Raw genomic sequence first — 14463 nt, 5'->3', positions numbered from 1 at the left:
TGAGCCCAAGCCTGAGCCTGAGCCTGAGCCTGAGCCTGAGCCTGAGCCTGAGCCTGAGCCTGAGCCTGAGCCTGAGCCTGAGCCTGAGCCTGAGCCTGAGCCTGAAACGGAGCGTAGACCGGTTAGTCCGGCTCCGGAACCCCAACCGGAGCCCGCACCCACGATGACAGCGGCGAATACGGAGTCCCCGGACAAAATCCACAGCGAAAGGCAGCCGATGGCCCTGCAGAACGCAGGATCGTCCTCGGACGTGGATAACTATCTCTCAAAGCTCAGCCGTCACCTGGCGCGGTTCTATGACTACCCGAGGCGGGCACGCCGGCTGGGACAGGAGGGCACCCCGGTGATCGTGTTCCAGTTCCGGCGGGACGGCACCCTGATCCGCCATAACCTCAGGGATTCTTCCGGGCATGAACTGCTCGATGAGGCTGCAATGAACATGCTGGCGCAGGCCGCTCCTCTGCCCGAGGTTCCGGACCGGATGGAAGGGCAGAGCTTCAGCTATGCTTTGCCGGTTCGATTCCGCCTGCGCTGATCCATCGACGGAACTCGCCTCAGCATGTCGCATAAACGCCAGGACCTGCACGTTTAAAGTGCAGGAAATCTCCCAGATACTCAGCAGCTCGGCGCGCCCCTGATCGAAGTTCTTTTTTCAACCCATTGAAAACACGATTCTTTCCGGAATAAACCGGGATCTGGCACGAACTCTGCTGATTCTCTCCCAGGCGAGGCCACTGGGGCCCCGCCCACAGCGACAGACTTATTCAGACGACGGCGTCTTCCTGTTTCCGGTGTTACCGGTCAACGGGAGCGCCGTTTTTTCGTTCAGAGGGAAACACTATGTCTTATATCGTGCCTTCGGAATTCGCCACCAAAATGGTCGATGCCGGCGAATCCAAGACCTACATGTCCACCCGGGATACGCTCATCCGCTCTTTCATGGCCGGCGCAATCCTCGCCCTGGCAGCCGCCTTCGCAGTTACCGTAGCGGTCCAGACCGGAGTTTTCCTGATCGGTGCGCTGCTGTTCCCGGTGGGCTTCATCATGTTGTACCTGATGGGCTTCGACTTGCTCACCGGCGTTTTCATGTTGACACCCCTGGCCCTGCTGGATAAGCGTCCCGGCGTGACCGTCAAAGCCATCCTCCGCAACTGGGGCTGGGTCTTTCTGGGCAACTTTGCTGGCGCACTCACCGTCGCCTTTCTGATGGCTTTTATTTTCACCTACGGTTTCAACACGGAACCCGGCGCCATTGGCCAGAAGCTGTCCAGTGTGGGAGAGGCCAGAACCCTGGGTTATGCGGAATTCGGCCTGGCGGGATGGGGCACAATTTTCATCCGCGGGATGCTGTGCAACTGGATGGTTTCCATGGGGGTGGTCGGCGCCATGATCTCCACCAGCGTCAGTGGCAAATTTCTGGCCATGTGGATGCCCATCATGCTGTTCTTCTTCATGGGCTTCGAGCACTCGGTCGTGAACATGTTCCTGTTCCCCTCCGCCATGCTTATGGGCGGTGGCTTCTCGGTCGCCGACTACTTCCTCTGGAACGAGATCCCGACGGTGCTGGGCAATCTCGTGGGTGGTCTGGCTTTCACCGGGCTTACCCTGTATGTCACCCACGTCCGCACGGCTCCGAAACGCCAGGTTGCTCCTGCAACCATGGACAATGCGGCCATGTCCTCCAGCCCCGCCTGATCGATGGCAACGGCCTGCTCAAAGACCGGCCTGCGTATTGCGGCCGGTCAGCATTCTTCAAAGGACCGCAAGCCGGTCAACCAGGACTTCCATGGATTGCCGACTGACAGCGGGCAACGTCTTGCCCGTGAGCAACCGCTTGCCTGCAGCATGGGCACAGTCTTGCCCGGAACCGACCATGCTCGCGCCCATAAGATCATCAACTTACTGTTCTAATTGAGTTTTAAAATACTGGCACGGAGCTTGTTATGAACGGCGTGTCCAGGGAGCGATCCAGGGACGTACATTCATTACCAAGTCATGGAGCAGACTTATGCCAACCCCTTGTTATATCAGTATCGAAGGCCAGACCCAGGGCAACATCACCGCCGGCGCTTTCACCTCGGATTCCGTCGGCAACACCTACGTCGAAGGCCACGAGGACGAAGTCCTGGTCCAGGAATTCAGCCATGTGGTCACGGTACCGACTGACCCCCAGTCCGGTCAGCCCTCCGGTCAGCGGGTACACAAACCCTTCAAATTTACCGCCGCCCTGAACAAGGCCACACCGTTGATGTACAACGCGCTGGCGTCCGGTGAAATGCTGCCCAAGGTTGAGCTTAAATGGTACCGCACCTCCGTTGAAGGCAAGCAGGAACACTTCTTCTCCACCATCCTGGAAGATGCCACCGTCATCAATATCGACTGCAACATGCCCCACTGCCAGGATCCGGCCAAGGCCGAATTCACCCAGTTGGTGGAAGTCTCCCTGGCCTATCGCAAGGTGACCTGGGAGCATGCCGTAGCCGGCACTTCCGGCGCGGACGACTGGCGTTCGCCGATCGAGGCCTGATAGTCGCGGCCCAATCCCCGGAAACGGCTGGCCCAAGGGGTCGGCCGTTTTCGTTTGTGCTACCTGCCGCCCCCCGTTAACATGATGGTCCGCACAACAGGTTCATCATGCACGACTCATCATCTGCCCTACATCAGATCGGCCAACTTATGTGCGAGGCTACCCGGGAAATCCTCTGGCAGCCAGCCGCTGGCCGGCTCAGCACCCAGGCCACTGGCGGTGTCCTGCGTTGCCGGCTGGGTTCCGGACAGGCCACATACCATCGCTACGATCCCCGGCGGAAACTGCACCTGATCAACTACGGGCTGCGGATGATTGCGGCCAAACAGCGGGCTGAAACCGCCGACGGATGGCTGTCCACCCGGGAACTCCGGGGCCGCAGCTATTTCGGCGGCGAACTGAGCACCCTGAATCTTCTGGCCCACACCTGCTGTCATGAATTCGCCCACCTGCTCCAGTACAGTGCCGGCCAGCGAGCCTACGGCTCTGTCCATAATCGCCATTTCTATGAGATTCTTGACCACTTGCATGACAGCGGCGCAGCCATGGCTACCCGTGACTTCCTGCTCCGGTGCAGCACAAGCAAAGGCATCCGCATTCCTGACGCGCCTTTCGAACTGCCTGACAGGGCCTCAATTGCCAGCCAGTGGCAAGTGGGCGAGCCAGTAGCCTTCGGTGAAGGCGCCCACCGACGTGAGGGCCAGATCGTTCGGGTCAACCGGAAAACCTGCACGGTCCAGGGTACCGGTGATTGCAGAGGCAGTCGCTACCGGGTTCCCCTGTCGATGTTGAGGAAAAGCCGGTAACACCGTTCCCCGACACACCTTCAGTTAAGCACATCAGCCATCGATACCAGCGCCCGGGCGACCTCTGGCAGTCTCCGACCCTGATCCATGGCCAGCTTGCGCAATACCCGATGGGCCTCGTCGTTGTCGATTTTCCGGTGCGCCATTAACAGCAGCACTGCTTTCTCCTGCGTCCGTCGATCCTCCAGCGTCTCTTTGACGACCTGCAGTTCATCCGTCATCTGCTGCAGCCGTCGGGTCTGTTCCTGGACCAGTTCAAGGATCGAACGCCCGAACTGCTGCCCGACCCCATCGCTCTGCCAGGACTCGCCGGAGCTGCAAAGAACCAGCATCGGTTGTGAGGACTCGCCATCCTCATCCAGCGTCGCCAGCAGGGTTTCCTGGTGCGCCAGCGAATTCCTCGCTTCACCAAACCGGTCGACACAGCGGCCGTGGAAACAGCTCTCCACCGCGTCTTCCACTTTTTTGAGCACGTCCATACGTTCGGTCATCAGCCCAAACCACCGATCCGCCAGCTCCGGGTCAAGAATTCTGCGGGGGCCGACCGACCAGCCCAGGCGACGAAGCCGATCCAGCTCCGCTTCCCGGGGGTGGGAACGGAGTTCGTACCAGAGCGCCCTGGAATCGGCGTCTGCAAGGCTGACAAAGACTTCGAAACATCGCTCCTGCGCTGCAACCAGGTGCATTATGCGCTGGGACAGTGCAGCATCGAAGCCACCACTGGAAAAACCGGCAGAGCCGGCAGCCCGCTCCTGACCACAGAATTCCTTGCCATTCATCAGGTGCACCATGGCCACCAGAAGGCCCGCAATCGTCGGGTCAACAGCCGTATCCGCAGCCTCGAATACCACCGTGATCAGGCCCTGGATCAGCCGGCTATACGTCTCGGTCGCCTCGACTGCGTTCAGATTCTGGCACTCCACCTGACGACGCAGGCGGGGCAGCGTCTCCAGGCCATGGACGGCACTGGCAATGTGGTTGAGCAGCTGGGGGCTGACCGGCTGCTCGGTCAGCGACTCGTGGACCTCAACCAGTGCAGCGTTGAACGCCAGGTGGCGACTGTCCGACTCCCGGATCATGGCTGTGCGTTCGCTGCCGAACTTCGCCCCACCGGACCCGAGAAAGACATTGGAGGCGCCGCGCTCCTGCTGTAACCCATGCACGAGATTGCCGATGCTCTGGATCAGCTTACCCATCTGCAGGAAGTGCTGAAGATGCATCAGCTCGCACTGTTTGGAGGCAATCAGGTAATCCCCGGCGGAAGGGGCGGCTGGTCGGTGGGTCTGGCGTTTGGTGTTCATCCTGTCACTCCGGTTTTTTTCACATCAGATTGCATTACCGGCAGCAATTCCCGGGCCACCGTCGCGTCTCCGCCGGCTGCAACTTCGTGCAAGACGCCCCAAGGGAGGGCAAAAGCAGGCGCTGGGCAGACGCTCCGAAAAGCCTTGGGTTCATAACCTTCTGTTTTTCAAAGAAACAAAAAGTTGGCACGAAGATCGCTAAATCCTTGGCAGGGATGAACGTCCCGGCCAAGGACTCGGCCGGACCATCAGATCATTGTTGTTGGCATTGGCGCCGGACCCTCAGATCCCGCTCGGGAAATGAGGCTCCGGCTTTTTTTGTTTGGAGAAAAGCAGCAGAGGGCACCATGAGCAAGAAAACCCTGATCGTTATCGGCAACGGAATGGTGGGACATCATTTCCTGGAGCAGTTCGCGGCCAGCCCCGCTGCAAACGAGTATGAGGTCATCGCCTTCGGCGAAGAGAAGCAACTGGCCTATGACCGGGTCCACCTGTCCGAATACTTCGGGGGGTCCACCCACGAGGATCTGGCCATGGGCACCGCCGACTGGTATGCCGACAATCACATCGCCCTGAAACTCGGTGAGCCGGTCCTTGCCATCGATCGTGACCGGAAAGCGGTCACGACACCCGTCGGTCGTTACGCCTACGACGAACTGGTGCTGGCCACCGGCTCCTATCCCTTCGTGCCCCCCATCGAAGGCAACGACAACGAGCGCTGCTTCGTCTACCGGACCCTGGATGACCTGGACGCCATCCGCGCCAGCGCCGACACCGCCACAACCGGCGTGGTGGTCGGCGGCGGACTGCTGGGCCTGGAAGCGGCAAATGCCTTGAAAAGCCTGGGATTGGAAGCCCATGTGGTGGAGTTTGCGCCGCGGTTGATGCCGGTGCAGCTGGATACCGACGGCGGCGCGGTGTTGCGCGGAAAAGTCGAGGAACTGGGCGTCCGGGTGCACACCGAAAAAGCGACCACCGACATTGTCGAAGGCGAGAATGCCCGCCTGCGCATGAACTTCAGTGACGGGGATTTTCTGGAAACGGACCTGATTGTGTTCTCCGCCGGCATCAGACCCCAGGACACCCTGGCACGCCAGAGCGGCCTCAAGGTGGGCGAACGTGGCGGCATCGTCGTCAACAACCAGTGCACCACCTCCGACCCGCATATTCACGCCATTGGTGAGTGCGCCCTGTGGAATCAGAGAATCTTTGGCCTGGTCGCACCCGGGTACACCATGGCCCGAACCTTGTCGACGGTCCTCAGCGGTGACCCTGACGCCGCCTTCACCGGCGCCGACATGAGTACCAAGCTCAAATTACTGGGCGTGGACGTCGGCTCCATCGGAGACACCCATGGCCAGACCCCGGGCGCCCGCAATATCCGCTACAACGACGAACAGGCCGGTCATTATCGTCGCATGGTGGTGAGTGGTGACGGCAAGAAACTGCTGGGTGCCATCCTGGTTGGCGATAACAGCTACTACGACACCTTGCTGCAATATGCTCTCAACGGAATCGATCTTCCGCAAAATGCAGAAAGCCTGATCCTACCGGAAAGTCAGGGGGGCGTCCCGGCGCTGGGCGCCGATGCCCTGCCGGATTCTGCCTCGATCTGTTCCTGCCACAACGTCACCAAGGGCGACATCCGCGACGCCATCGATGCCGGTTGCTCAGACCTTGGAGGCATCAAGGCCGAAACCAAAGCCAGCACCGGCTGCGGCGGCTGCACCGCACTGCTGAAAAACGTGGTGGACAGCGAACTCGAAAAACGGGGCGTGGAAGTCAGCAAGGACCTCTGCGAACACTTTCCGTTCAGCCGCCATGAGCTGTTCCATCTTGTCAAGGTCAACGGCATCCGGACCTTCCGCACGCTGATCAGCCAGTATGGCAGGGGCCATGGCTGCGACATCTGCAAGCCGGCGGTCGGCTCCATTCTGGCCACCTGCTGGAACGAGCACATCCTGGCCACCGATCACGTGCCCCTGCAGGACACCAACGACACCTTCATGGCGAACATGCAGAAAAACGGCACCTACTCCATCGTGCCGCGCATCCCCGGCGGCGAGATCACGCCGGACAAACTGATTGTGCTCGGTAAGGTGGCCCGGGAATACGATCTCTACACCAAGATCACCGGCGGTCAGCGGGTGGACCTGTTCGGTGCGACCCTGAGCCAGCTGCCGGAGATCTGGGAGAAACTCCTCGCCGCTGGCTTCGAAACCGGCCACGCCTACGGCAAGTCCCTGCGCACGGTCAAATCCTGCGTCGGCAGCACCTGGTGCCGCTATGGCGTACAGGACAGCGTGGGCATGGCGATCTTCCTGGAGAACCGCTACAAGGGCCTGCGCGCACCCCACAAGGTCAAGATGGCAGTATCCGGCTGCACCCGGGAGTGCGCCGAGGCCCAAAGCAAGGATATTGGCGTTATCGCCACGGAGAACGGCTGGAACCTGTACGTCTGCGGCAACGGCGGCATGCGTCCGCGCCACGCCGATCTGTTCGCAACCGATCTCTCCGACGAGGAGCTGATCCGCACCATTGACCGGGTGCTGATGTTCTACGTGCGCACGGCCGACCGGTTACAGCGTACCAGTGTCTGGATGGAGAACCTGGAAGGCGGCCTCGACTACCTTAAAAAAGTGGTACTGGAGGACAGTCTCGGGATTGGCGCCGAACTTGAGGAGCACATGGAAGGCATTGTCGGCACCTACCATTGCGAGTGGAAGACGGCGGTGGAGGATCCGGAGAAGCGCAAGCGGTTCCGGGAGTTTGTGAATGCACCCAACAAGACGGATCCGGTTCAGCAGTGGACGACTGAGCGGGATCAGCGGCGGCCTGTTTTGGAGTCTGCCTGACGTTACCCGGCTTTTGGGGGTGGAGCACGGCGGCGCGGGGGATGCCTTTCTTCTAGGAACAAAGAACTCGCTGCGCTCAGACAATTGTTCCCGGCAGAAAGGCATCCCCCACACCACCGCGCTCACGGACCTCAGAAAAGGAACGCCGAGAACCAAAGAGCGGAAAAAGTGACTTGAAAATATCTGGGAGATTGAAAATGAGAGCATGGACTCGTTGGGATGTGGTTTGTTCGGTTGAGGATCTGGTGCCGGAATCGGGTATTGCGGTCTGGACAGAGAACGGACCGGTGGCGGTGTTCTACCTGCCACACCGGCTGCCGGCCCTGTTTGCGGTCAGTCACACCGATCCGTTCAGCGGCGTCAATGTTCTGGCCCGGGGTATCACCGGCGATCTGAAAGGCGAGCCCGTCGTCGCCTCTCCGCTGTATAAGCAGCATTTCAGCCTGCGCACCGGCGTCTGCCTTGAAGACGAATCGGTCCAGCTAAAAACCTACCCGGTCCTCCTGGACGGAAACCGTATCCGCCTTGAAATTCCTGCAACACAGCAACTACCCCAGGCGGCCTGACCAAAGCCGGAAGGCGAGGGGCCGGGGGTGCTTTTCTGCCGGGAACAATTGTCTGAGCGCAGCGAGTTCTTTGTTCCCAGAAGAAAAGCACCCCCGGCCCCGCGCCATGCACCGCCCTCGGACGGCCAATAAACCCGAATTGCCAATTTTCAGCGCCACCAATCACCCAGGGTCAATTTCAGGACAATCCGACTAAGGTAAGATCACGGAAAACAGAACGACAAGGATGCCACCGTGAAGCCCCTGAGTCCCACCGACCAATTATTCCTCTGGCTCGAAAAACGCCAGCAACCCATGCATGTGGGCGGCCTGCAGCTGTTTTCCTTTCCGGATGACGCACCGGACGACTACGTGGCCCGACTCGCAGATCAGCTCCGGGAGCAAACGCTTGTCACACCGCCTTTCAATCAGCGCCTGAGCTACCGGCTGGGTCAACCGGTATGGATCGAGGACGAGCATCTGGATCTGGAACATCATTTCCGGTTCGAGGCGCTCCCCACACCCGGCCGTGTTCGAGAGCTGCTGAAGTTTGTTTCGGCCGAGCACTCACACCTGATGGACCGGGAGCGACCGATGTGGGAAGTTCACCTGATCGAGGGGCTGGGGGAGCGACAGTTTGCCCTGTACACCAAGGTCCATCACTCCCTGGTGGATGGGGTCTCGGCCATGCGCATGGTAACCCGCACCCTGTCCGAGGACCCGGAACAAAGAGGCATGCCGCCAATCTGGGCCTTGCCACCCAGGGTCCGGGGAGAATCAGGTGAGGGCGCGTCGCTGTGGCGCAGCGTCGGGTATCTGCTGGGGGAATCCGGCAAGCAACTTGGCACGATACCCACGGTGGCCAGAGAGTTGCTGAGGACCATCAACGAGGCCCGCAAGGATCCGGCCTACCATTCCATTTTCCATGCACCCCGCAGTGTGCTGAACCAGAAAATCACTGGCTCCCGCCGGTTTGCTGCCCAATCCTTCTGCCTGAAGCGGATCAAGGCAGTGTGCCAGGCCTACAGCACCACCGTGAACGATGTGGTCACGGCCATGTGCGCCACGGCGTTGCGGGGTTATCTGATGAACCAGGAGGCGCTACCGGCCAAGCCGCTGATTGCCATGGTGCCAGTGTCCCTGCGCCGGGACGACAGCTCCGGCGGCAACCAGGTGGGCGTGATCCTGGCCAACCTGCACACCGACGAGCCGGACCCGGCCGAGCGGCTACGCAAGATCCATCAGGGCATGCAGGAAGCCAAGGAACGCTATGCCCACATGTCGCCCGAGGAGATCATCAACTACACGGCGCTGACCCTGGCTCCGGCCGCGTTCCACCTGCTCACCGGAATGGCCCCGAACTGGCAAACGTTCAATGTGGTGATTTCCAACGTTCCGGGCCCCCGGGAAAGCCGGTACTGGAACGGTGCGAAAATGGAAGGCATGTATCCGGTCTCGATCGCAATGGACCGGTTGGCCCTTAACATGACGCTGACCAGCTACAACGACCAGGTGGAGTTCGGGCTGATCGGTTGCCGGCGCACCCTGCCCAGTCTCCAGCGTATGCTGGATTATCTGGACGAGGGTCTGGCCGAACTGGAGGCCGCCGCCGGGCTGTGATCAGCCGAAGCGGCGTTCTTCGTTGCGCACGGAAATCTGGTCGTTGAGGGTCCAGAAGTCATAGAGAATACCGATCAGGAACAGGCCCCCGGTGAGCAGGTAGATAATGCCGGTAATCCACTTGCCCATGTACATCCGGTGCACCCCGAAGACGCCCAGGAAGGTGAGCAGCAGCCAGGCGATGTTGTAGTTGATCTCGCCCTGGCGGAAGCGCAGATCAGCTTCCCGGTCCATGGCGGGAATCAGGAACAGGTCGATGATCCAGCCGATGAAGAAAAGGCCGAGGGTGAAGAACCAGATGGTTCCGGTCACCGGTTTACCGTAGTAGAAGCGGTGTGAACCCAGGAATCCAAAGATCCAGAGGAGGTAGCCAAAAATTTTGCTGTGGGTGTTGGGTCTGTCGGTCATTTACACGTCCTGGTGGTTTTTTGGATTCGGGGACATATATGGGAGTCAGATCTTAATTTAGCAAGGCCTGATGGTTTGTGCCGGGCCGGAGGGCGGGGAATTTTCCCAGCCGGTAAAAACAACTCGCTGCGCTCAGACAATTTTCCCGGCTGGGAAAATTCCCCGCCCCCCGTCCCGCTGGACCTCGCGATAACGCTTTTGAAACCACAGACTTCAGGGGCCGACCTCTGGCGCCGGATCTGGACCATCTTCCCGGTATTCGCTGGCCGATTTCCCGGTCCACTTGCGGAACGCGCGGCTGAAGTTGGACAGGTCGGCGTAGCCCAGTTCGTAGGCGATCTCGCTGACGGACTGGTTGGTATAACGCAACAGCTGGATGGCCCGGTCCTTGAGTACCGCTTCGAGGATTTCCCGGTAGCTGGTGTCCTTGTCTGCCAGCCGCCGTTTGAGGGTTCGGGAGGAGACGCAGAACCGGTCGGCCATCGCTTCCAACGAGGGTAACGGGCCGGGGGTCATGCGCAGCATGTTGCGGACCGCGAGGGCGATGTCGCCCTGTTCTTTCAGGGCCTTTTGCAGTTCGAACTCACATTGTTCCCGGGCCATGGCGGAGGCGTCGGCATCGGCCAGGCGCATGCGGACGTCCAGCATGGTCTTCGGGAAGATCATCATTTGTTCCGGCTGGCCGTATTCGAAGCGCACCGGCAGCTGGTCGGCGAACTTGTGGTAATACGGTGGTTCCGACGCGCTCAGGTGGACGGATACGCCGGGGAGCTTGCCGTCTTCCAGGGCGAAGCCCCGGGCTTCGGCGTCTTCCCGGTCGAGGAGCTGCTCGGTCAGCAGGATCAGCGTGGCGCTGACGGTTTCGGCGAGGAAGGCATACAGATCCGGCACGTCGAATTCGGCGCACAGTTGCACCAGGACCTGATCTCCGGCCAGGGACTGGTTCATGGTCAGGAACGGGGCGCGCAGCTGCAGGTAGCGGCGTACGGAGTCCAGCGCTCCCCCGAAGGTGGGGCTGGTCAGCGCGGCGAAACCCAGGGTGCCGTGGATGGTCAGCCGCAGTTCCCGGGCGAGGGCAAAACTCAGTCCCTCATGACCGGCCAGCTCCCGGGCCCGCTGGGCCATGATGGTAGCGTCGGTGACGAATACCCGGCTGTCGTTGGCTTTCAGGTCACTGGCAGTGAATGACAGCCCTTCATACAACTGCCGGTCATTGTGGCCCAGTTTCCGGACCGTCTCCGCCAGCACCCGAAGGTACACGCCGGGAACGAGGAAAAAACCCAGCATCTGCCGCTCGTTGTCCGGGGTACCTGTTGCCATACGCGGTTCCTGATTCCTGTTTTGGTTGTTTCCGGACTCTATCAGAAGCCACCGGCCCGGACAGTGGGGCCACACACACCACCTGCAGCGTCAACGGAGTCAATGGCGGCCCAGGTGGTTGTCCCATCCTGAATGATGGCCGTCCCCTTCAAGCATTCAGCCTTGCCGTTGACCGGCGCACACTGGTGCCATGACATCAGCCAAAGTGCGCAAGCGCAGAGGAGTAGCACCATGCTGAATACCAAGACTGCCGGAACCACCACCCCGGTTTCCCAGACTCCGGACCACGTTTCCATCAAACCACAGCGGATGGGCTTCGAGTTCGGCGAACAGGTCCCCCGTTACTGGCTCAATGACAATTACTTGCTGAGCCACATGATGAACGCGTTGTCGGTGCTGTTTCCCCAGGGCGAGCAGTTTTTCGTGGATTCGGTCCGCCAGTTCCGTGACCAGATCACCGATCCCAAACTCAAGGAGGAGGTTCGGGGCTTTATCGGCCAGGAAGCGATGCACTCGCTCGAACACGTGGCCATGAATCAGCACGTGCGTGATCAGGGCATGCCGGTGGAGGAGATGGAAAAGCATCTGGAGGTGGTCCTGGGGATCGCCAGCAAGCTGCCCAAACGTCACCAGCTGGCCATCACCTGCGCCCTTGAGCACATGACGGCGATGATGGCGGACATGCTGCTGGCGCGGGACGACGTGCGCGAGGACATGCACGAGTCCATGCAGCCGCTGTGGGTGTGGCATGCCATCGAGGAGACCGAGCATAAGGCGGTCACCTATGATGTATTCCAGCAGGTCGGTGGCACCTATGCCGAACGCTCTTTCTACCTGGCGTTCAGCACCGCCGCCCTGGGCGTGATGGCCACCTATTTCACCACGCGAATGATGCTGAACGACCGGAAGGGTTTTTCACTGAAGGACGCCGGCAAGGGCCTGTGGCGCATGTGGGGCAAGAACGGCTCCTTCTCGAGCCTGTTTCCAACCTGGCTGGAATACTTCAAGCCGGGCTTCCATCCCTGGGATCACGACAACAGCGAGCTAATTGCCCGGTTCAAGGAACAGATCCAGGGGCATATCGCACCCCAGTACCGCAACGGTAACCGTCACACGCTGCAGTAACACCGGGTCAGTCGGGCTCGGCAGGTGCCAGGCCCGACTGTACCACCTCGCCCTTGCGCCAGAGCCGCCACTCCCCGGGCTGGTAGATATCCCAGGTTTCATCGGTGGTTAGCGGCTCGGTCACGATCACGCTGACGATGTCATTGGGGGTGGTTTCCGCCTCGAAGTCCACAGTGACATCGGCATCCCTTAGTCGTGCCGGCCCGAACGGTGCCCGCCGGGTAATGCTGGCCATTTTTGTGGTGCAGTAGGTAAACAGCCAGTCCCCGTTGCTTAGCAGCAGATTGAACACGCCCTGACCGGCGTAGTCGCTGGACAACCGGACAAGTCGCTCGACAATCTCATCGGTCGGGCAATCCCGGTCACAGTGACTACGCAGGTGATTGAGGATATCGCAGAACAGCACCTCGCTGTCGGTGGTGCCCACTGGCTCGTAAAAGCCACTGGTGGAGTGGAAGTTACTCAGCTGGCCGTTATGGGCAAAAACCCAGTAACGGCCCCACAGCTCCCGCATGAACGGGTGGGTATTGGCGAGGCAGATGGAGCCGACATTGGCCTGTCGGATGTGGCAGATCGCTACTTCACTCTTGATGGGATGGGTCTGCACCACCTCGGCAATGCGAGAATTGGAACTGGCGTCGGCATCGTGGAAGGCACGCACGCCTTTGCCCTCATAAAAGGCCACGCCCCAGCCATCCTTGTGCGGGCCGGTGTCACCGCCACGCCGGGTCAGGCCGGTAAAGCTGAAGCACAGATCGGTGGGGGTGTTGGCACTCATGGCCAGCAATTCACACATGAACTTGATGACTTCCCGACGGTTCCAAGTGTCCCCCAAGAATACCGGAATCAGGTCCCCATGCCAGCCAGCAGATCACCCTGGCCCTCACTGGGGTTCATCCCCGCCCCGGCCACCCGGTTCCGCCCGGCACGTTTGCCGCCCAACAGGCAATGGTCAGCCACCCGGAACAGGGTCTCGGCATCGCGCCCGTGCTCCGGCCACTGGGCAATGCCAAACGAGGCGGTCACCCGGATGGTTCTCTCGCCGTAGGTCAGTTCATTCCTGGCGAGACACTGACGCAGCTCCTCAATCAGTTCGTAGGCATCCGCCGGTTTCACATCGCGCAGGATCAGTCCGAATTCCTCGCCACCAAGCCGGCCCACCGAATCGGTGCTGCGAAGCCGTTCAGTCAGACAGGCGCCGATGTGGCCGAGGACATGATCACCGGCGTCGTGGCCCAGGGTATCGTTGACCTGTTTGAAGTGGTCAATGTCCATGATCGCCAGGGCAAACTCCGATCCGCTTCTCTCGCATTCTGCAATGGTCCGGCGCAGCGTGCACTGGAAACTGGAACGGTTGGCCAGTCCGGTCAGGGCATCGGTCTGCGCCAGGTCCACCAACCGCTGCTCGGCGGCTTCCCGCCGTACCTCGTACATGTGAATGAACACCAGCATCAGTGCGCCACAGAGCACCATGTTAAGGAGGTCGGTCAGGGCATGGGGACTGGCCACGTTACCGAGGTGAATCCAGTAGACAACTCCGCCCACCAGCATGAAGGGCACGCTCAGCAGCATGCCCTCTCGCTTGCCCAGCAACAGGTAGGCAAGCACCGGCATCATCAGCACCCACACAAAGGCCGACACCGATGCCTCCGGTAGCAACATGATGACGAGAAAGAAACTGAACAGGGGAATGAGATACCCGTAGATCCACCACTGCAACCGGCGGGTTCGTTCGAGACGGCGAAAACCGTAGAACAGCAGAGCACTGGCGGTCAGTTCACCAACCCCGACCCACAGGAACCCGTTCAGGATCTGCAGGCAGGCAAAAACCGCCTGTGCACTGCCGGTAACCAGAAACAGTAGCCGCGTCAGGGAGCGGCGGTGACCCTGTCGGAGACCCGAGCGACTCTGCTCCAGTGTCGCTCCCAGGTCCATATGCTGAGGCAATTTCATGCT

Annotated in this window: 13 protein-coding genes; 8 read left to right on the top strand and 5 right to left on the bottom strand. The window is 60.4% G+C overall.

From position 1 onward, the window contains the following. The first annotated feature begins 163 nt into the window (after positions 1 to 163). The 4 genes from R6W86_RS04145 (at position 164) to R6W86_RS04130 (ending at position 3333) form a co-directional block, all read left to right on the top strand. Positions 164 to 535, top strand: coding sequence for an energy transducer TonB (locus R6W86_RS04145; RefSeq protein WP_410328120.1), 372 nt, complete (start codon positions 164 to 166; stop codon positions 533 to 535). A gap of 305 nt (positions 536 to 840) precedes the next feature. Beyond that, positions 841 to 1695, top strand: a complete 855-nt coding sequence (locus tag R6W86_RS04140) for a formate/nitrite transporter family protein (RefSeq protein WP_410328119.1) — start codon at positions 841 to 843, stop codon at positions 1693 to 1695. Positions 1696 to 2008: 313 nt separating this feature from the next. Continuing rightward, entirely contained in the window at positions 2009 to 2527 is a 519-nt protein-coding gene (locus R6W86_RS04135) for an Hcp family type VI secretion system effector (protein WP_410328118.1), read from the top strand. Positions 2528 to 2634: 107 nt separating this feature from the next. Continuing rightward, complete coding sequence (locus tag R6W86_RS04130) at positions 2635 to 3333, top strand: hypothetical protein (protein ID WP_410328117.1); 699 nt, start codon at positions 2635 to 2637, stop codon at positions 3331 to 3333. A 20-nt stretch (positions 3334 to 3353) separates the two neighbouring features. On the opposite strand, the gene R6W86_RS04125 is transcribed toward R6W86_RS04130, so the two are convergent. Further along, positions 3354 to 4634 (bottom strand): nitrate- and nitrite sensing domain-containing protein, encoded by a 1281-nt coding sequence (locus R6W86_RS04125; RefSeq protein WP_410328116.1) that lies wholly within the window; start codon positions 4632 to 4634, stop codon positions 3354 to 3356. A 347-nt stretch (positions 4635 to 4981) separates the two neighbouring features. Here R6W86_RS04125 and nirB point away from each other — a divergent pair, with 347 nt between their 5' ends. The 3 genes from nirB to R6W86_RS04110 all read left to right on the top strand — a co-directional run bounded on the left by nirB (position 4982) and on the right by R6W86_RS04110 (position 9654). Next, positions 4982 to 7489, top strand: a complete 2508-nt coding sequence (gene nirB / locus R6W86_RS04120; RefSeq protein ID WP_410328115.1) for a nitrite reductase large subunit NirB — start codon at positions 4982 to 4984, stop codon at positions 7487 to 7489. Positions 7490 to 7686: 197 nt separating this feature from the next. Beyond that, on the top strand, positions 7687 to 8055 hold the full coding sequence (gene nirD / locus R6W86_RS04115) for a nitrite reductase small subunit NirD (protein ID WP_410328114.1): 369 nt from the start codon (positions 7687 to 7689) through the stop codon (positions 8053 to 8055). Positions 8056 to 8289: 234 nt separating this feature from the next. After that, a complete protein-coding gene (locus R6W86_RS04110) occupies positions 8290 to 9654 on the top strand; it encodes a WS/DGAT/MGAT family O-acyltransferase (RefSeq protein WP_410328113.1) in 1365 nt (454 codons plus the stop codon). Here R6W86_RS04110 and R6W86_RS04105 read toward each other — a convergent pair whose 3' ends face one another. Next, on the bottom strand, positions 9655 to 10062 hold the full coding sequence (locus tag R6W86_RS04105) for an NINE protein (RefSeq protein ID WP_410328112.1): 408 nt from the start codon (positions 10060 to 10062) through the stop codon (positions 9655 to 9657). A 213-nt stretch (positions 10063 to 10275) separates the two neighbouring features. Then, positions 10276 to 11382 carry a helix-turn-helix domain-containing protein gene (locus R6W86_RS04100; RefSeq protein WP_410328111.1) on the bottom strand — a complete coding sequence of 369 codons (1107 nt, stop codon included), beginning with the start codon at positions 11380 to 11382 and terminating at the stop codon, positions 10276 to 10278. Between the two features lie 231 nt (positions 11383 to 11613). Between R6W86_RS04100 and R6W86_RS04095 the strand changes: the two genes are divergently transcribed. Further along, on the top strand, positions 11614 to 12507 hold the full coding sequence (locus tag R6W86_RS04095; protein WP_410328110.1) for a metal-dependent hydrolase: 894 nt from the start codon (positions 11614 to 11616) through the stop codon (positions 12505 to 12507). A 7-nt stretch (positions 12508 to 12514) separates the two neighbouring features. Here R6W86_RS04095 and R6W86_RS04090 read toward each other — a convergent pair whose 3' ends face one another. Both R6W86_RS04090 and R6W86_RS04085 read right to left on the bottom strand, forming a co-directional pair. Beyond that, positions 12515 to 13303, bottom strand: a complete 789-nt coding sequence (locus R6W86_RS04090; protein ID WP_410328109.1) for a class II glutamine amidotransferase — start codon at positions 13301 to 13303, stop codon at positions 12515 to 12517. Between the two features lie 50 nt (positions 13304 to 13353). Then, positions 13354 to 14460: a GGDEF domain-containing protein gene (locus R6W86_RS04085; RefSeq protein ID WP_410328108.1), complete on the bottom strand. Its 1107-nt coding sequence runs from the start codon at positions 14458 to 14460 to the stop codon at positions 13354 to 13356. Positions 14461 to 14463: the final 3 nt, after the last annotated feature.

It is taken from the genome of Marinobacter sp., assembly GCF_046484525.1.
Lineage (GTDB): Bacteria > Pseudomonadota > Gammaproteobacteria > Pseudomonadales > Oleiphilaceae > Marinobacter.
The sequence above is the reverse complement of the archived record's forward strand: the minus strand, read 5'-3'. Positions and strand labels throughout refer to the sequence as shown.